The sequence below is a fragment of the Nocardioides pacificus genome (assembly GCF_054775955.1).
Map to the genome: position 1 here is coordinate 530,451 of NZ_BAAHCI010000005.1, position 16,886 is coordinate 547,336.

At 72.1% G+C, this 16,886-nt stretch carries 17 protein-coding genes; 12 read left to right on the plus strand and 5 right to left on the minus strand.

Going from position 1 to position 16,886, the window contains the following annotated elements; genetic code table 11:
* The first annotated feature begins 34 nt into the window (after window positions 1-34).
* The 6 genes from ACYU7L_RS05080 (at window position 35) to ACYU7L_RS05105 (ending at window position 5,812) form a co-directional block, all read left to right on the plus strand.
* The gene (locus ACYU7L_RS05080; protein WP_460794193.1) at window positions 35-1,219 is read left to right on the plus strand and encodes an acyl-CoA dehydrogenase family protein; all 1,185 of its coding nucleotides are present in this window, start codon (window positions 35-37) and stop codon (window positions 1,217-1,219) included.
* A 26-nt stretch (window positions 1,220-1,245) separates the two neighbouring features.
* Complete coding sequence (locus ACYU7L_RS05085) at window positions 1,246-2,169, plus strand: VOC family protein (protein ID WP_460794194.1); 924 nt, start codon at window positions 1,246-1,248, stop codon at window positions 2,167-2,169.
* Between the two features lie 4 nt (window positions 2,170-2,173).
* The gene (locus tag ACYU7L_RS05090; protein WP_460794195.1) at window positions 2,174-3,625 is read left to right on the plus strand and encodes an FAD-dependent oxidoreductase; all 1,452 of its coding nucleotides are present in this window, start codon (window positions 2,174-2,176) and stop codon (window positions 3,623-3,625) included.
* 91 nt (window positions 3,626-3,716) lie between these two features.
* On the plus strand, window positions 3,717-4,460 hold the full coding sequence (locus tag ACYU7L_RS05095) for an SDR family NAD(P)-dependent oxidoreductase (protein ID WP_460794196.1): 744 nt from the start codon (window positions 3,717-3,719) through the stop codon (window positions 4,458-4,460).
* A gap of 21 nt (window positions 4,461-4,481) precedes the next feature.
* Window positions 4,482-4,979, plus strand: coding sequence for a nuclear transport factor 2 family protein (locus ACYU7L_RS05100; RefSeq protein ID WP_460794197.1), 498 nt, complete (start codon window positions 4,482-4,484; stop codon window positions 4,977-4,979).
* Window positions 4,976-5,812, plus strand: coding sequence for an SDR family NAD(P)-dependent oxidoreductase (locus tag ACYU7L_RS05105; protein ID WP_460794199.1), 837 nt, complete (start codon window positions 4,976-4,978; stop codon window positions 5,810-5,812). The genes ACYU7L_RS05100 and ACYU7L_RS05105 overlap by 4 nt, the downstream gene beginning before the upstream one ends.
* A gap of 109 nt (window positions 5,813-5,921) precedes the next feature.
* Here ACYU7L_RS05105 and ACYU7L_RS05110 read toward each other — a convergent pair whose 3' ends face one another.
* From ACYU7L_RS05110 to ACYU7L_RS05125, 4 genes are all read right to left on the minus strand, one after another.
* Window positions 5,922-6,713 carry an SDR family NAD(P)-dependent oxidoreductase gene (locus ACYU7L_RS05110; protein ID WP_460794200.1) on the minus strand — a complete coding sequence of 264 codons (792 nt, stop codon included), beginning with the start codon at window positions 6,711-6,713 and terminating at the stop codon, window positions 5,922-5,924.
* Entirely contained in the window at window positions 6,713-7,060 is a 348-nt protein-coding gene (locus ACYU7L_RS05115) for a hypothetical protein (RefSeq protein ID WP_460794201.1), read from the minus strand. The genes ACYU7L_RS05110 and ACYU7L_RS05115 overlap by 1 nt, the downstream gene beginning before the upstream one ends.
* Entirely contained in the window at window positions 7,060-8,235 is a 1,176-nt protein-coding gene (locus ACYU7L_RS05120) for a Rieske 2Fe-2S domain-containing protein (RefSeq protein ID WP_460794202.1), read from the minus strand. The genes ACYU7L_RS05115 and ACYU7L_RS05120 overlap by 1 nt, the downstream gene beginning before the upstream one ends.
* Before the next feature lie 102 nt (window positions 8,236-8,337).
* Window positions 8,338-9,873 (minus strand): FAD-dependent oxidoreductase, encoded by a 1,536-nt coding sequence (locus ACYU7L_RS05125; RefSeq protein ID WP_460794203.1) that lies wholly within the window; start codon window positions 9,871-9,873, stop codon window positions 8,338-8,340.
* A gap of 181 nt (window positions 9,874-10,054) precedes the next feature.
* Here ACYU7L_RS05125 and ACYU7L_RS05130 point away from each other — a divergent pair, with 181 nt between their 5' ends.
* From ACYU7L_RS05130 to ACYU7L_RS05145, 4 genes are all read left to right on the plus strand, one after another.
* A complete protein-coding gene (locus ACYU7L_RS05130; protein ID WP_460794204.1) occupies window positions 10,055-10,690 on the plus strand; it encodes a TetR family transcriptional regulator in 636 nt (211 codons plus the stop codon).
* A 36-nt stretch (window positions 10,691-10,726) separates the two neighbouring features.
* The gene (locus ACYU7L_RS05135) at window positions 10,727-11,485 is read left to right on the plus strand and encodes an SDR family NAD(P)-dependent oxidoreductase (RefSeq protein ID WP_460794205.1); all 759 of its coding nucleotides are present in this window, start codon (window positions 10,727-10,729) and stop codon (window positions 11,483-11,485) included.
* A gap of 74 nt (window positions 11,486-11,559) precedes the next feature.
* Window positions 11,560-12,333: an SDR family oxidoreductase gene (locus tag ACYU7L_RS05140; RefSeq protein WP_460794207.1), complete on the plus strand. Its 774-nt coding sequence runs from the start codon at window positions 11,560-11,562 to the stop codon at window positions 12,331-12,333.
* A 104-nt stretch (window positions 12,334-12,437) separates the two neighbouring features.
* Complete coding sequence (locus ACYU7L_RS05145) at window positions 12,438-13,253, plus strand: sigma-70 family RNA polymerase sigma factor (protein WP_460794208.1); 816 nt, start codon at window positions 12,438-12,440, stop codon at window positions 13,251-13,253.
* A gap of 3 nt (window positions 13,254-13,256) precedes the next feature.
* Here the strand turns inward: ACYU7L_RS05145 and ACYU7L_RS05150 are convergent, their stop codons facing one another.
* Window positions 13,257-14,168, minus strand: a complete 912-nt coding sequence (locus ACYU7L_RS05150; RefSeq protein ID WP_460794209.1) for a 3-oxoacyl-ACP reductase — start codon at window positions 14,166-14,168, stop codon at window positions 13,257-13,259.
* A gap of 140 nt (window positions 14,169-14,308) precedes the next feature.
* Between ACYU7L_RS05150 and ACYU7L_RS05155 the strand changes: the two genes are divergently transcribed.
* On the plus strand, window positions 14,309-15,958 hold the full coding sequence (locus tag ACYU7L_RS05155; RefSeq protein WP_460794210.1) for an acyl-CoA synthetase: 1,650 nt from the start codon (window positions 14,309-14,311) through the stop codon (window positions 15,956-15,958).
* Between the two features lie 52 nt (window positions 15,959-16,010).
* Window positions 16,011-16,880: a MaoC/PaaZ C-terminal domain-containing protein gene (locus ACYU7L_RS05160; RefSeq protein ID WP_460794211.1), complete on the plus strand. Its 870-nt coding sequence runs from the start codon at window positions 16,011-16,013 to the stop codon at window positions 16,878-16,880.
* Window positions 16,881-16,886: the final 6 nt, after the last annotated feature.

Genomic DNA, 16,886 nt, shown 5'->3' on the forward strand with positions numbered 1-16,886 from the left:
GGAGTTCCGCGAACGCGCAGGAAGTGAGACCACCATGACCAACCCCGTCATCGACGCCATCGAGGAGCGGGCCGAGGAGATCGCCTCCCTCGCCACCGCCAACGAGAAGCTCGGCCGCCTCGACGACCGCGCCGCCGAGATCCTGCGCGAGTCCGGCGTGATGAAGATGTTCCAGCCCGCCAAGTACGGCGGCGCCGAGGCGCACCCGCGCGAGTTCGCGGAGACGGTCATGAAGATCGCGTCGTACGACGGGTCGACCGGCTGGGTCGCCGGCATCGTCGGCGTGCACCCCTGGGAGATGGCGATGTGCGACGCCCGGGTGCAGGAGGAGGTCTGGGGCGAGAGCCACGAGACCTGGATCGCCTCGCCCTACGCCCCGATGGGCGTCATCCGCCCCGTCGACGGCGGCTACGTCTTCAACGGCCGCTGGCAGTTCTCCTCGGGCACCGACCACTGCGACTGGATCTTCCTGGGCGCGATGCTCGGCGACGCCGAGGGCAAGATGGCGATGCCGCCGCAGGCCTACCACGTGATCCTGCCGCGCTCGGACTACGAGATCGTCGAGGACTCCTGGGACGTCGTCGGCCTGCGCGGCACCGGCTCCAAGGACATCATCGTCAAGGACGCGTTCATCCCGGACTACCGTGTGGTGCCGTTCTCCAAGTTCCTCGACGGCTCGCAGCCGCGCGAGGCCGGTCTGGAGAACCCGACCTACCACGTGCCGTTCACGACCGCCTTCCCGATGGGCATCAGCTCCGCGGTGATCGGCATCGCCGAGGGTGCGCTCGCCGCGCACCTGGCCTACCAGCGCACGCGGGTGCAGATCACCGGCACCAAGCCCAAGGACGACCCCTACGTGCTCAGCGCGATCAGCGCCGCCGCGGAGGAGATCAAGACCGCGCGCACGATGATGCTGACCAACCTCGACTACTTCTTCGACAAGGCCGAGCGCGGCGAGGCCGTCACGATGGCCGAGCGCGCCGCGTCGCGTCGTACCCAGGTCTCGTGCGCGTGGCGCGCGGTCCAGGCGATGGACGAGGTCGTCAACCGCTCCGGCGGCAACGGCCTGCGGATGGACAACCCCATCCAGCGCTTCTGGCGCGACGGCCACATGGGCCTCGCGCACGCGATCCACGTGCCCGGCTCGGTCTTCCACGCCGCCGCCCTCTTCGAGCTCGACGCGCCGCCGGCGCCCGGGCCGATGCTGTCGATGATCTGACCACCTCGAGCGAGAGCAGAACCCCCATGACGCTGATCCGTGGCCTCGGCTACCTCAAGGTGCAGTCGCAGGACCTCGACCGCTGGCGCGAGCTGACGGTCGACTGCCTGGGCTTCCAGGAAGTCGACGGACCCGAGGCGTCGGGGGAGGGCGGTCTCTACCTGCGGATGGACGAGCGCGCCGCGCGGCTCGTCGTGCTCCCCGGCGAGGACGACCGGGTGCTGGCGATCGGCTGGGAGGTGCGCGACCAGTTCGCGCTCGCCGCCGTCGGGCGCGCCGTCGAGGCGGCCGGGTTCACCGTCAAGGTGCTCGGTCGCGAGGAGTGCGACGAGCGGCGCGTGGAGGCGGCGATCCGCTTCGACGACCCCGCGGGCACGCCGACCGAGGTGTTCTTCGGGCCGGTCCTCGACCACAGCCCGGTGCTCACCGGGCTCGCGCAGCAGTTCGTCACCGGCGCGCACGGGATGGGCCACGTGGTGCTCCCGACGCCGCGCTGCGAGGAGACGGTGTCGTTCTATGCCGAGGTGCTCGGCTTCCTGCCGCGCGGGGCGATGCGCGTCGGCCCGTCCGGCGGCTCGGCGCGGGTGCGCTTCCTCGGCGTCAACCAGCGCCACCACAGCCTCGCGGTCTGCCCGGCTCCGCACGGTGACGCGCCGGGCATGGTGCACCTGATGGTCGAGGTCGACTCGCTCGACGCCGTCGGGCGCGCGCTCGACAACGTCAACAAGCGCGGCTTCTCGCTGTCCTCGACGCTGGGGCGCCACACCAACGACAAGATGGTGTCGTTCTACGTCCGCGCCCCCGGCGGCTGGGACATCGAGTACGGCTGCGAGGGCATGTCGGTCGACGAGGCCTACTACACCGCCGAGGAGATCACCGCCGACAGCTACTGGGGCCACGACTGGTCCGGCTCCGAGCCGCTGGCCGCGTTCACCCCCCGGCAGGGCTGAGGTCGTGGTCCGCCCGATCCCGCTCGCGGAGGTCGCGTCGTTCGACCACGAGGTCGACGTGCTCGTGGTCGGCTTCGGCTGCGCCGGGGCGGCCGCCTCGATGGAGGCCGCCCGCGCCGGCGCCTCGGTCGTCGTGCTCGAGCGCGCCAGCGGACCGGGCGGCTCGTCCGCGCAGTCCGGCGGCGAGCTCTACCTCGGCGGCGGCACCACCGTGCAGAAGGCGTGCGGCTTCGAGGACGACGCCGACAACATGTACGCCTACCTCGCCGCCGCGCTCGGCCCGCACGTCGACGAGACCAAGCTGCGGCTCTACTGCGACGGCTCGGTCGAGCACTTCGAGTGGTTCCGCTCTTGCGGCGTCGAGTTCCACGAGTCGCTGTACGACGCGCCGACCTGGATGCCGCCCACCAAGGACGGGCTGATGTGGCTCGGCGAGAACGCCTGGCCCTACAACGAGCTGGCCCGCCCCGTCCCGCGCGGGCACCGGCCGGCCACCGAGGGCTGGGCCGGGCACACGCTGATGGGGGCTCTGACCGCGACCTGCTCGGCGCTGGGCGTGGAGACGCACACCGACACCCGGGCGCGCGCGCTCGTCGTGGACGGGTCCGGACAGGTGGTCGGGGTCCGGGCCACGCGCTTCGGCGAGACCGTGCACTACCGGGCCCGGGCGGTCGTGCTGACGACCGGCGGGTTCGTCGACAACGAGGAGATGCTCGCCGACCACGCCCCCGAGCTGCTCGGCCACGGCAAGGTCAGCGACGGCACCGACGACGGCTCGGGCATCGCGATGGCGTCCGCGCTCGGCGCCGCGACCCGGCGGATGGGCTTCGTCGAGGCGGCCTACACCGCGCTGCCGGCGATGGCCGTGCGCGGGATGATCGTCAACGCACTCGGCGCGCGCTTCATCAACGAGGACGTCTATCCCGGGCTCTACAGCCACGCCGCGCTGCACCAGCCCGGCCCGTGCTGGGTGATCCTCGACGAGGAGGGCCTCGATTCGGTCCCCGAGCAGGACACCTGGGGCGTTCGCCCGTCGTACGCCGCGGAGACGCTGGAGGAGCTGGAGTCCGAGCTCGGGCTGCCGCCGGGCTCGCTGGTCGCCACCGTCGCGCAGTACAACGCGCACGCCGACGCGGGCTCCGACCTGCTCTTCCACAAGGCCTCGCGCTGGGTCCGGCGCCTCGAGGGGCCCTGGGCCGCGGTCGACCCGCGACTGGGCTTCTTCGGTGACGGCAACGCCGCCGCCCACGGCACCGGCTTCTCCGGCTTCACCCTCGGCGGCCTGCGCACGAGCGTCGACGGCGAGGTCCTCGCGGTCGACGGGGAGCCGATCCCGGGCCTCTTCGCGGCGGGCCGGGCCACGTCCGGCATCCACGGCGAGGGCTACATCTCCGGCACCAGCCTCGGCGACGGCACCTTCTTCGGCAGGCGAGCAGGCAGAGCAGCAGCCCAGTAACCCACCCCACCCCCGCCGAGTCGGCGCAAATTCACAGCCCAGTCGGCGCATCTTGACCGCCGAGTCGGCGCAACTTCACCAGGAGAGCCCCGTGAACCGCTTCGAAGGACGCCGCATCGTGCTGACCGGGGCCGGATCGGGGATCGGCCGCGCGGCCGCCGTACGCCTCGTGGGTGAGGGGGCCACGGTCTTCGCCATCGACCGCGACGAGGCGGGCCTGGCCGGTACGGCGGAGCTCGCCGGCGAGCGCTTCCACCCGCACGTGGCCGATCTCGCGGAGGAGCCGGCGGTCGTGGCGGCGGCCGCTGCCGGGCTGGCCGACCTCGGGGGGATCGACGCGCTGGTCAACGTCGCCGGGATCCTGCGCACGACTCCGATCACCGACCTCGACCTCGACGTGTGCCGCCAGATCATGGCGGTCAACCTGTGGGCGCCGGTGACGCTGTGCCGCGAGCTCGTCCCGCACCTGCCCGACAAGACCGGCGTGGTCGTCAACACCACGTCGACGGCCTCGACCAAGGCCCACCCCGGGATGACCGGGTACGCCGCGTCGAAGGGCGCGCTGCTGTCCTTCTCGTTCACGCTCGCCGCGGAGCTCGCGCCGCGCCGGATCCGCGTCGTACCCGTCTCACCGGGCGGGGTGGCCACGCCGCTGACCGCCGACAAGCGCGCCTACGCCGACATCGACACCGCCTGGTATGCCCGGACCTACCCCCTGTGGGGCAAGCCCGGCGCGCCCGAGGAGATCGCAGGCGCGATCGCCTTCGCCGCCTCGGCGGACGGGTCCTACCTCAACGGCGTGGAGCTGCGCGTCGACGGCGGATCCCACTCCTGACCCCCTGATCGGAAGGCCGACATGGACGCCCCCACCCTCGACGAGCGCGTGGCCGCGCTCGAGGCCATCGAGCAGATCCGGACGCTCAAGCACCGCTACCTGCGCGCGTGCGACGCGAAGCGACCCGACGAGTTCCGCGAGTGCTTCGTGGCCGAAGGGGCGTCGATCGACTACGGGCCGCGGATCGGGCGCTTCGACGACGCGGACGCGATCGCGGCGGTCTTCGCGGCGATCGCGCTCAAGCAGGTCGACGGTCGCCACGTCGTGCTCGACATGCACCACGCCGGGCACCCGGTGATCGAGCTGACCGGTCCGGAGAGTGCGGTCGGGGCGTGGAGCCTGCGGATGCGCCAGGTCGACCTCGAGCGGAAGGTCGAGCGGGTCAGCGCGATCGAGTACGACGATCGCTACGAGGTCGAGGGCGGCGCCTGGCGGATCCGCTCCAGCGCGGTCCGGGTGCTGTGGACGCTGGCGCAGCCGCTGGCGGACGGGTTCACGATCGAGGAGAGCTTCTCGTGAGCGGCGTCGGGCGCGTCGCTCTCGTCACCGGGGGCAGCAAGGGCGTCGGCCAGGGGCTCGCGGTCGGGCTCGCGGAGTCCGGCTGGACGGTCGTCGTGAGCGGGCGCGACGAGGCCCGGCTCGCCACGACGGTCGAGCGCGTCGAGGCGGCCGGGGGGCGGGGCTTCGCCGTCGCCTGCGAGCACACCGACGACGCCCAGGTCGAGGCGCTGGTCGCCGGCGTCGAGCGTGACCACGGGCGGATCGACCTCCTCGTCAACAACGCGTGGGCCGGCCCCGGCATCGACCACCGTCGCCCCTCGCGCTTCTGGGAGCGGCCGCTGGCCGACTGGGACCAGCTGATCGGGATCGGCCTGCGCGCCCACTTCGTCGCGACCCGCGCCGCCGTACCGGCCATGGTCGAGCGGGGCAGCGGGCTCGTCGTCAACGTCTCGTCGGTCGGCGCGCGGGCCTATCTGCACTCGACGCTCTACGGCATCTCCAAGGCCGGGCTCGACAAGTTCACCCATGACGCCGGCCTCGAGCTGCGCCCGCACGGCGTCACGGTCGTCTCGCTGTGGCCGGGGCTGGTGCGGACGGCGCAGCTGCTCGCCAGCGGAGTGAAGGACATCGCCGGGGTGCCGGTCAGCGACGCCGAGACCCCTGAGCTGCAGGGGCGCGTGCTCGCCGCACTGGCCGCCGACCCGGACCTGCACCGCCGTACCGGCGGCGTCGTGATCACCGCCGAGGCCGCCGAGGAGTACGGCGTGGCGGAGCCGGACGGCGGGCGGCCGGTGTCGCCGCGGCTGATGTTCGGCGGCGGCCCGGTCTTCCCGCCGCTGCCCCAGCCCTAGCCCTAGCCCTAGCCCCGAGAATGCCGAGTCAGCGCATCTTCACGACAGGTTGTCGTGAAACTGCGCCGACTGGGCGGTGAAACTGCGCCGACTGGGCGGGTGGGCTGGCTCAGTGGGCGGGGATGAGCTTCTTCATGAACTCGTGCGTGGCGAGCACCAGCTGGGCCCGGTCGCTGCTCATCCGCATCTTGACGGTCTTCTCGTTGCCGGAGACCACGTGCAGCGGGCCGTCGGCGAGGTGGGCGAGGCCCTCGCGGGCGACGTCGTCGGGCTCGGAGACGTTCATCCCGGGGACGTCGAAGTTCAGGCCGACGCGCTCCATGGCGGGCGTCCGGGTGACCCCGAGGACCAGCTCGAGCACGTCCACGCCGTACTCGCGCAGCTCCACCCACAGCCCCTCGGCGAAGACGCGGCCGAACGCCTTGGCGGCGCCGTAGATCGACTCGCGCTCGGTGCCGAGGTAGCCCGCGAGCGAGCCGACGAGCAGGATCCCGCCGCGGCGACGCTCCTTCATCAGCCGGCCGAAGTGGTGGACCAGCGCCAGCTGCGCGGTGACGTTGAGGTCGATCACGCCCTGGAAGCCGTCGAGCTCGCCCTCCAGGAACGGCGAGCCGTAGGAGTTGGCGCCGGCGTTGTAGACCAGCAGCCCGACCTCGACGTCGGCGGTCGCCGAGACGATGGCCGGCACTGCGCCGGTGTCGGTGAGGTCGAGCGCGAGCGTGCGCACCTCGACGCCCAGGGCGCGCACCGACTCGGCCGTCGCCTCGAGCGGACCGGGCTTGCGCGCGATCAGGACGAGGTTGAAGCCGTCCTCGGCGAGCTGGCGCGCGAACGACGCGCCGACGCCCTCGGAGCCTCCGGCGATGAGCGCCCAGGGGCCGTACTTCGCGACGTCGGTCATCAGTGGTGGGCTCCTTCGGGGGCCTCGTGGGCGGCCGCGCCCTCGTGGTGGGCCGCGTCGGGGTTGGTCAGCAGTGGCTCGTCGGTGACGACGTGGATGCTGCCGGTCACGGCCGCCTCGCGCACGGAGTCCTGCAGCGCCCCGCAGCCGCGGAAGGCGGCGCCGTTGGGACCGGGGCGCGGCGAGGCGGCACGGCGCTCGAGGCAGGCCTCGACCGCGTCGGCGTGCCACTGGATGCTGGTCTGCTCCCAGCTGCTCTTGCGCACCTCCACCGTGGCGGAGCAGGCGTGGCACGAGACCGGCTCCATCGGCGCCGTCTCGAGCCGGACGTCGGGACGGACAGCCATCAGACCGGCATGCCCGAGACGCTGGTGGCGTCGGAGTCGGCCGCGGCGCGCTTGGCGAGGTTCTCCTCCACCTCGCGCTTCCAGGCCTCGTTGGGCCGGGTCGTGTCGATCTCGAACTCGAAGCGCTCGGTCATCTCCGGCGTCACGTCGGCGACGTCGACGTAGAACTGCTCGTACCAGCGACGCAGCTGGTAGACCGGCCCGTCCTCCTCGCACAGCAGCGGGTTGTCGATGCGGGCCTTGCTCTTCCAGATCGCGACGTCCTGCTCGAACCCGATCCGGATGAAGTCGCCCATCTTCTTGGCCATCTTGGTGGCCGCCTCGTCGTCGAGACCGGGGAACTTCTTGGCCATCACGCCGTACTGCAGGACGAAGGAGTTCTCGTCGATCGGGTAGTGGCAGTTGATCAGCACGCTCGGGACGTCGAAGCCGCCCTCGTAGTGGTAGACGAGGTCGTCGATCATGAACGACGGGCCGTGGTACGACGCGACCGACGAGTTGCCGGTCGAGACGGGGCCCTTGCCCTTGGCCGCGGACATGATGTCCTCGCGGCCCTCGCCGTTCATGAACTGCGTGGCGGTGTGGCCCTCGAAGATGTTCTTGAAGTACGTCGGGAACGAGTAGTGCACGTAGAAGAAGTGCGCCATGTCCACGACGTTGTCGACGATCTCGCGGCAGTTCGCGCCCTCGATCGTGGTGGTGTACCAGACCCAGTCGGTGTAGCTGTCGTCGTCGTACGCCGGGATCCTCGGGATCGTCACGTCGGCCGGCGGCGGGTTGCCCTCGGGGTCGTTCCAGACGAAGAACATGCCGTCCTGGACCATCGTCGGCCAGGAGGCCGTGCGGGCGCGCAGCGGCACGCGACGCGAGTAGGGGATCGACTTGCAGCGGCCGTCACCGCCCCAGCGCCAGTCGTGGAACGGGCAGGCGATCTCGTTGCCCTTGACCGTGCCCTGCGACAGGTCGCCGCCCATGTGGCGGCAGTAGCCGTCGAGGACGTTGATCGTGCCGTCCTCGCCGGCGAAGACGACCAGCTTCTGACCGAACGCCATGACCTGGTGCGGCTTGCCGTCGGAGAAGTCCTTCTCGAGGCCGAGGCAGTGCCATCCCCGGGCGAAGCGCGTGGGTGCGGCGTCCGCCTCGATCTTGCGGACCTCGTCGTTGACAGCGGTCATGGTGCGTCTCCATCCGGTGCGGGTGTCTTCCTTGGCAGTGTGGAACCGCTCACGAGGGGTCGTGCGGGCGGTCCCACTCAACGGAAGAAGGGTCCGCCCGGGTCAGCGCTGGAGGTGGTCGATCGCCCGGCTCGCGAACACCATGGCGGTGCCGATGGGGATGCCGGGGCCGGGGTAGAACCCGCCGGTCATCGAGGCGCTGGCGTTGCCGGCGGCGTAGAGCCCCTCGATGACCGAGCCGTCGGCGCGCAGCACCCGGGCGTCGATGTCGGTCACGGCGCCGCCCTTGGTGCCGAGGTCGGCGAGCACGAGGCGGGCGGCGTAGAACGGTCCCAGGTCGATCGGCACGAGCACGGGTCGCGCGAAGTAGTTGTCGAACTCGTCGCGCCCGCGACCGAAGTCCTCGTCCACGCCAGCAGCGGCGAAGCCGTTGAACCGCTCGACCGACGCCTCGAGCGCATCGGGGGGGACGCCGATCAGCCCGGCCAGCTCGGCCAGCGTGTCCGCCTGCTGCCAGGTGCCGGCCGCCAGGTGCTCCGCGGGGTCGCCGCCCGGCATCGAGATCGCCGGCAGTCGCCCGCCTTCGCGCTGGTCGAAGACGAGGTACGACGGGACGCGGGCCGGGTCGGCGGCCATCGCGCGACCCATCTGGTCGTAGGGGAGCGACTCGTTGGCATAGCGCTGCCCGTGCGCGTCGACGACGATGCCGCCGCGGAAGCCGAGCGTGAACGACGCGGTGCCGTCGGGCATCAGCAGGCCCGGGCTCCACCAGCCCTGGTCCATCAGGTCGAGCGCCGCACCCGCCTGCGCCGCCGCCCGGATCGGCTCGCCGGTGTTGGTGCCGGCGGGCGCCATCGCCCAGTCGGACGCCCCGGGCACGCCGTACTCCCGACGCATGGCGTCGTCGTGCTCGAAGCCGCCGGAGGCCAGCAGCACGCCGCGGGCTGCGGCGAACGCCTCCCGGCCCTCGCCGGTCACAGCCTCGACGCCCACGACCCGGTCGCCGTCGGTGACCAGCCGGTCGACCGCCGCGCCGGTGCGGACGGTCGCGTTGCCGGTGGCGTCGAGCGCCATCAGCAGCCGGCCGATCAGGGCGCGGCCCTGGGTCATCGGCTGGCCCAGGTGGTGGCCCTTCCCGATCCGGTCGCGGTCGACGGGGGGACGCACCAGCGCGGCCCGCTCGCCGATCTCGTCGAGAGGCAGCGCGGCGGGGATGAAGGAGCGTCCGCCCGGCACGCGTCCCTCCCGGTCGAAGTAGTCGGGGAAGGCCTGGAACTCGAAGGCCAGGTGCGGGTCCTCCTCCAGTCGCGCGACCAGTCCCGGCGCGGTCGTCACGAACGCCTCCTGGTGCTCGAGGTGGTCGTCGCCCAGCAGCGCCCGCAGGTAGGTCCGCGCCGACTCGGTCGAGTCCGCGAGCCCGGCCCGCTCCTGGACCTGGGTGCCGGGCAGCCAGGCGGCCGCCCCGGAGTACGCCGAGGTGCCGCCGAGCCTGTCGGTCTTCTCCAGGACCAGCGTCCGCAAGCCCGCGCGCGCGGCGAGGTAGGCGCCGGTGAGGGCGCCCGCACCGGAGCCCACGACGACGACGTCGTAGTCCTGGGTGGCGGGGCGGTGCGAGGGCGAAGTGGTCTGGTCCGGCACGATTGCTCCTTGAGGGTGGCTGCGCGGCAGCCAAACGCAGTGGCCCGCGACCGTGTGACCTGGATCCCACTCACCGGTAAGGCCGGTCACGCGCCAGGGTCGCTGCGGCAGATCATCGGCCCAAGGTCAGCAGCGGGCCAGCAGAGGGGCCCTCAGCGGGCCGACATCAGAGGGGGAGCGAGTGCCGAGAGTGGCCGAGGCGCGCACGCCGGCCGAGCCGTCGTCGCCCGAGCAGAAGCTGCGCTACGAGCGGATGCTGCGCGCGGCCGCGCACCTGGGCGCCGAGCACGGCCTCGAGAGGGTGCAGATGCATGACGTGGCCAAGGAGGCCGGCGTCGCGATCGCGACCCTCTACCGCTACTTCCCGTCGAAGACGCACCTGTTCGCCTCGCTGCTGAACGCCCAGGTCGTCCAGCTGGAGACCGCCACCATCGCGCCGCGCCCCGACCAGGACCCGGCCGACGCCGTGCTCGAGCTGCTCACGGTCTCGAGCCGGCGGCTGCTCCAGCGCCCGCGCCTGGCGCTGGCGATGATGCAGTCCAACAACGCCGCCCAGGCGGTCACCAACTCGACCTTCGCCGACACCAGCACGACCTTCCTCTCCGTGGTCCTGCGCACCGCGGGCATCACCGAGCCCACCGAGCGCGACGTGCGGCTGGCCCGGCTGATCGAGCAGAGCTGGTACGGCGTGCTGATCTCCACCCTCAACGGGCACACCACGATGGAGGACGCCCTCACCGACATCGCGATCGCGTGTCGGCTGCTGCTGGCGCCGATCTCGATCGAGCGGGGCTTTCCGTTCACCGGGATCGAGTGAGCGGCGTCCCAGCGCCGCTGCCCTAGCGTCCGGGCCATGCAACGCTTCCGCGACACCCGCGTCCTGCTGACCGGGGCGGGCTCCGGCATCGGCCGCGCCACCGCCCTGCGCCTCGTCGCCGAGGGGGCGAGCGTCTTCGGGGTCGACCGCGACGCCGAGGGCCTGGCGGGGACGTCGTCGGCCGTCGCGGAGCTGGAGCAGGAGGGCCGCGGCCGGATCGCCACCGGCGTCGTGGACGTGACCGACGAGGCCGGCGTGATCGCATGCGTGGCCGCGGCGGCCGCGGAGCTCGGCGGGATCGACGTGCTCGTCAACGTCGCCGGCATGCACCGCACCACGCCGATCGCCGAGCTGACCGTGGACGACCTGCGCACGCTCTTCGACGTCAACCTGGTCGGCACGGCGCTGTTCTGCCGGGAGGTCGTGCCGCACCTGCGCGACAAGGTGGGCGTGATCGTCAACGTGGCCTCGGTCGCGGGCAGCCACGGCAACCCCTACATGACGGCGTACGCCGCGTCGAAGGGCGCCGTCCTCGGCTTCACGCAGAGCCTGGCCGCCGAGCTGGTCGGCCGGGGGATCCGCGTCGTCAGCATCTCGCCGGGATCGATCGACACGCCGCTGACGCAGAACGTCCAGTTCGGCGACCTGGACTTCACCTACTTCATGCGCATCCTGCCGCAGCTCGACACCGGCCAGCCGGAGAAGGTCGCCGGCACCATCGCCTACGCGGCCTCGTCGGACGCGGCGTACCTCACCGGCGTCGACCTGCGCGTCGACGGCGGAGCCCACATCTGAGGGCCCACACCAGGCGCCTACATGAGCGTTCGCACCCCTCCGTTCCCCCTCGACCCCCACCTCCAGGAGCCCCCATGTCCCGCACCATCGCCGTCACCGGCGCCGCCTCCGGCATCGGCGCCGCCCTGACCACCCTCCTGCGTGAGCGCGGCGAGCAGGTGATCACCGTGGACCGGCACGACGCCGATGTCGTCGCCGACCTCTCGACGGCCCAGGGCTGCGCCGCCGCCGTTGCCGCGATCCAGGACGTCTGTGGCGGGACCCTCGACGCCCTCGTCACCTGCGCCGGCCTCTCCGCGCCCGTGCTGGAGACGGCGAGCGTGAACTTCTTCGGCACCACCGCCCTCGTCGAGGGACTCCGGGAGCAGCTCGCCGCCGCGCCGGCTCCCCGGGTCGGGCTGATCGGCTCCATCGCGGGCACGCAGCCCAACGACCCCGACCTGGTCCGGCTGCTGCTCGAGGGCGACCGCGACAAGGCGATGGCTCGCGCCGACGAGCTGATGGGCAGCATCCCGTTCTTCCTCTACACCTCCTCCAAGGCGGCGGTGGCGCAGTGGATGCGCCGCACCTGCGTGGCACCCGGCTGGGCCGACGCCGGCATCGCCATGAACGCCGTCGCGCCGGGCGTCGTCCTCACGCCGATGACCGACGACCTCTTCGCGGACCCGGCGATGAAACAGGTGATGGACGAGGCCGTGCCGATGCCGCTCAACGGCTATGCCAAGGCCGAGGACGTGGCCGCCCTGCTCGCCTGGCTGGTGAGTGTGGAGAACACCCACGTGACCGGCCAGGTCATCTACATCGACGGCGGCGCCGAGGCCAGCCTGCGGCCGAACGACCACTTCTGAGCCTGGCCGGCCCTCCTGGTTTCGGCAGGTCGCGGACGGACGCTGCAAAAAAACCCCAGGAAGTTGAGGTTTTGATCGGTCTAGACCAGGGCAGACCTCTTCACATGGCGCACCGAGACTTCACTGACGAAACGCTTGCGCGCGAGGCACGGCAGCGCAGGATCACCGAGCTCTTCGAGGTTGCCTCGACGACCACCGAGCCCGACACCCGCAAGGAGGCGCTCGACGAGATCGTCGTGCTGAGCCTCCCCGTGGCGCGCTCGATCGCCGGTCGCTACCGCAACCGCGGGGTGGCCAGCGAGGACCTCGAGCAGGTCGCCTGCATGGCCCTGGTCAAGGCCGCCCAGCGCTTCGAGCCGGCCCGCGGCCTGGACTTCCTGGCCTACGCCGTGCCGACGATCCGCGGCGAGGTCCGCAAGTACTTCCGTGACCTGGCCTGGTCGATCCGCCCGCCGCGCCGCCTGCAGGAGCTGCAGGGCCGCCTCCTCGAGGTCGAGTCCGGCTCCGAGGGCGACGGCCAGCCGCGCACGACCGCCGAGATCGCCCAGACGCTCGGCGAGAGCGAGGACCTGGTCCGTCAGGCCCAGCAGGCCCACGGCTGCTTCTCGACGATGTCGCTGGACGCCCCGGTGGGCGACCAGTCCACCTCCTTCGGCGACCTGGTCCCCAGCGATGACGAGGGCGACCGGGACGCCGTCGAGGCCCGCGTGCTGCTGCGCCCCGTCGTACGACGCCTGCGCGCGCGCGACCGCCGCATCCTGCAGATGCGCTTCGTCGACGGCGCCACCCAGGCCGAGATCGGCGCGGAGCTCGGCGTGACGCAGATGCAGGTCTCCCGGCTGCTGCGCCGGATCCTCACCGAGATGCGTGAGGAGATCGGCGAGCTCGACGACGTGCGCGAGCTCCTCGGCGCCGAATAGTCCCTACTTCTGGGTGCCCGTCGTGTCGAGCTTGGCGACGGAGTACGCCGCGTAGGTGGCGTGGGCGGGCCGGTCGGCGAAGTACGGCGTGACCTGCGCGTCGAGCTCGTCGACGGAGAAGACGCCGTCGGCAGCGGTGAACTTCTGCTCCACCTCGGGGGCGTGCATGAGCGCCACCATGTCGCCGTACACGACGAAGACCTGACCGTTGATCGTCTCCGCGGCCGGGGACGCGAGGTAGGACACGAACGTCGCCACCCGCTCGGGTGCCAGGATGTCCAGCCCGCCGGCCTCGCCCTCGGTGAAGACCGCGGCGGTCATCCCGGTGCGGGCTCGCGGGCAGATCGCGTTGGCGCGCACGCCGTAGCGGCCCAGGCCGTTGGCAGTCGAAAGCGTGAGCGCGGTGATGCCGGCCTTCGCGGCGCCGTAGTTGGGCTGCCCGGCGGGTCCGAAGAGGAACGCCTCCGAGGAGGTGTTGACGACGCGGCCGTAGACGGGCCCGCCCGCGGCCTTGCTGGCGTTGCGCCAGTGCACCGCGGCCGCCCGCGACAGGGCGGCGTGGCCCTTGAGGTGGACGTGGATGACCGCGTCCCAGTCGGCCTCGGTCAGGTTGAACAGCATCGTGTCGCGGGTGATGCCGGCGTTGTTGACCACGATGTCGAGGCTGCCGAACGTGTCGATCGCCGCGTCGACCATGTCCTGGCCGAGCTGCCACTCGCCGACGTCGCCCTTGACCGCGACGGCCTGCCCGCCCGAGGCCACGATCTCGGCGACCACGTCGTCCGCGGCGGGGCCCATGTCGTTGACGACGACGCTGGCGCCCTGCGCCGCGAGCGCCAGCGCCTCGGCCCGTCCGAGACCCGCTCCGGCGCCGGTGACGATCGCGGCGCGGCCTGCGAGGTTGGTGCTGCTCATGCGGATGCTCCTGTGAGGTGGGAGGAGGGTGGTCGGTGACTGGCAACGTAGGAGGTGCCGCGCGTGCGGGCCGGTCGACCGCCCCACTCAGTGGGACCCTCGCAGGCGTGCTGGAGGGCCCTGCGGGCAGGGTCGCGCCCGTGACCCTCCACCTCGCCAGCCTCTACGAGGCCGTTGCCGCCGCCGTGCCCGAGCGTTCCGCCCTGACCTGTGGCGACGTCCGGCTGACCTTCGCCGAGCTCGACCGCCGCGCCAACGCGTTCGCGGCCCACCTCGTGTCGGTCGGGGTCGAGCCGGGCGCCCACGTGGGGCTCTACCTGCTCAACGGCGTCGAGTACGTCGAGGCGATGCTCGGCTGCTTCAAGGTCAACGCGGTGCCGATCAACATCAACTACCGCTACACCGAGCACGAGCTGCTCTACCTCTTCAACGACGCCCAGCTCGCGGCGGTCGTGGTGGGCCGCGAGTTCACCCCGCACGTCGCGCCGCTCGTGGACCAGTGCTCGCACCTCGCGCACGTCCTCGTGGTGGCCGACACGAGCGACGTCGACGTGCGCGCGCTCACCTGGTCGGACCGGGTGAGCGTCGCCGACTACGAGCCCGCCCTCGCGGCCCAGCCCGACGACGTACCCCCTTCCGCGGAGCGGTCCCCCGACGCCCGCTTCGTGCTCTACACCGGCGGCACCACCGGCATGCCCAAGGGCGTGGTGTGGCGCCACGAGGACTTCTTCATGGCCTGCCTGGCCGGTGGGAACCCCTACGGCCCGCCGCACACCGAGCTCGACGCGCTGGCCACCGCCGCCGCCGAGGCCGGGGTCCTCAACTACCTCATCACGGTGCCGCTGATGCACGGCGCGGCCAGCTACAGCCTGTTCATGGCGCTGTTCAGCGGCGGCCACGTCACGCTGATGCGCACCTACGACCCGCTCGAGATGCTGCGGATCGTGCAGGCCGAGAAGATCCAGATCGTGACGGTCGTCGGCGACGCGATCGTGCGGCCGCTGGTGGACGCACTGCGCGAGCACAAGGACGAGTTCGACCTCTCGTCGCTGTTCGTGATCGGCTCAGGCGGGGCGATCCTGTCGCCGACCGTGCAGGCCGAGCTCGCCGAGCAGCTGCCCTCGATCATGATCCGCAACAGCTTCGGCGCCTCGGAGTCCGGGCTCGACGGCGAGGTCGCGCTGGGCGCGGACGGGCTGATGCGGCTCACGCCGAAGCCCTCGGTGCGGGTGGTCGACCTGGCCCGGCCCGGCCTCGCACCGGCGCCCGGCGAGATCGGACAGCTGGCCCGCAGCGGGCACGTCCCGCTCGCCTACTTCAACGACCCGGAGAAGAGTGCCCGCACCTTCCCGGTCATCGACGGGGTCCGGTACGTCGTGCCCGGCGACCTCGCGCGCGTGGAGGAGGACGGCACGATCGTCGTCCTGGGCCGCGGGTCGGGCTGCATCAACTCGGGTGGCGAGAAGATCTTCCCCGAGGAGGTCGAGCAGGCGCTCAAGGCGCACCCGGCGGTGATGGACGCGCTGGTCGCCGGTGTGGCCGACGAGCGCTTCGGCGAGCGGGTCGGGGCCGTCGTCGAGCTGCGGGCGGGCGCGAGCCTCGACGTCGAGGAGCTGCGCACGCACTGCCGCACGATGCTCGCGGGCTACAAGGTGCCGGCCACCGTGACCCTGGTCGACGCGATCGTCCGCTCGCCCACGGGCAAGGCCGACTATCGCTGGGCCAAGGGGACGCTGGCTGATGTGGCGGGGGCCGCCGCGGCCGGCGCCTCCGTCGCCGTACCGTCCTGACGTCCGATCTCACGTCCCGCTGATCCTGCAAGCTCCTGGAGGCTGAACCACCGTGCCGATCGACCTCGACGTGGCGCTAGGCGCCGAGCCGACCACCCGTCCGATCAGCTGGACGCGTCGCGACGTGCAGCTCTACCACCTGTCCCTGGGCGCCGGTCGCGACGCGATGACCGACCCGGAGCTGCGCTGGACCTTCGAGCGCGACCTGCAGGTGCTCCCGACGTTCGCGATGGTCGCGGGGCAGGGCGTCTCGGCCGGCGACATCGCCGCGCCGGGGCTGAGCCTGCCCGGCATCGACATCGACCTGCGCAAGATCCTGCACGCGGGGCAGGCGCTGACCGTGCACCGGGCGCTGCCGGTCGCCGGGTCCGGCACGATCTCCTCGCGGGTCAAGCACGTGTGGGACAAGGGCAAGGCCGCCGTCGTCGTGCTGGAGAACTCCGCCGCCGACGAGGCCGGCGAGCCGCTGTGGATCACCGAGATGCAGATCTGGGCCCGCGGCGAGGGCGGCTTCGGCGGCGAGCCGGGACCGGACAACCCCTGGACCGCCCCCGAGCGGGAGCCCGACGCCGTCCTGGAGTCGACCACCACGCCCGGTCAGGCCCTGCTCTACCGCCTCAACGGCGACCTCAACCCGCTGCACGCCGACCCCGAGTTCGCGAAGGCCGTCGGCTTCGACCAGCCGATCCTGCACGGGCTCGCGTCGTACGGCATCGTCGCGAAGGCGATCGTCGACGGGCTCCTCGACGGCGACGCCAGCCGGCTGCGGAGCCTGGCGGTGCGCTTCTCCGGGTCGATCTTCCCGGGCCAGACGATCACCACGTCGGTGTGGCGCGACGGCTCGACGCTGGCGCTGTCGGCCACCTGCCCCGAGCGCGATGGCGCGCCGGTGCTGAGCCACGCCACGGCCGAGATCGTCTGAGCTGTC

What these genes read in the sequence shown, in the direction of transcription:
- ACYU7L_RS05085 (WP_460794194.1), top strand. Translation starts at nt 1,246, where the DNA reads ATGACGCTGATCCGTGGCCTCGGCTACCTCAAGGTGCAGTCGCAGGAC.
- ACYU7L_RS05080 (WP_460794193.1), top strand. Translation starts at nt 35, where the DNA reads ATGACCAACCCCGTCATCGACGCCATCGAGGAGCGGGCCGAGGAGATC.
- ACYU7L_RS05140 (WP_460794207.1), top strand. Translation starts at nt 11,560, where the DNA reads ATGTCCCGCACCATCGCCGTCACCGGCGCCGCCTCCGGCATCGGCGCC.
- ACYU7L_RS05150 (WP_460794209.1), bottom strand. Translation starts at nt 14,168, where the DNA reads ATGAGCAGCACCAACCTCGCAGGCCGCGCCGCGATCGTCACCGGCGCC.
- ACYU7L_RS05145 (WP_460794208.1), top strand. Translation starts at nt 12,438, where the DNA reads ATGGCGCACCGAGACTTCACTGACGAAACGCTTGCGCGCGAGGCACGG.
- ACYU7L_RS05100 (WP_460794197.1), top strand. Translation starts at nt 4,482, where the DNA reads ATGGACGCCCCCACCCTCGACGAGCGCGTGGCCGCGCTCGAGGCCATC.
- ACYU7L_RS05135 (WP_460794205.1), top strand. Translation starts at nt 10,727, where the DNA reads ATGCAACGCTTCCGCGACACCCGCGTCCTGCTGACCGGGGCGGGCTCC.
- ACYU7L_RS05110 (WP_460794200.1), bottom strand. Translation starts at nt 6,713, where the DNA reads ATGACCGACGTCGCGAAGTACGGCCCCTGGGCGCTCATCGCCGGAGGC.
- ACYU7L_RS05120 (WP_460794202.1), bottom strand. Translation starts at nt 8,235, where the DNA reads ATGACCGCTGTCAACGACGAGGTCCGCAAGATCGAGGCGGACGCCGCA.
- ACYU7L_RS05115 (WP_460794201.1), bottom strand. Translation starts at nt 7,060, where the DNA reads ATGGCTGTCCGTCCCGACGTCCGGCTCGAGACGGCGCCGATGGAGCCG.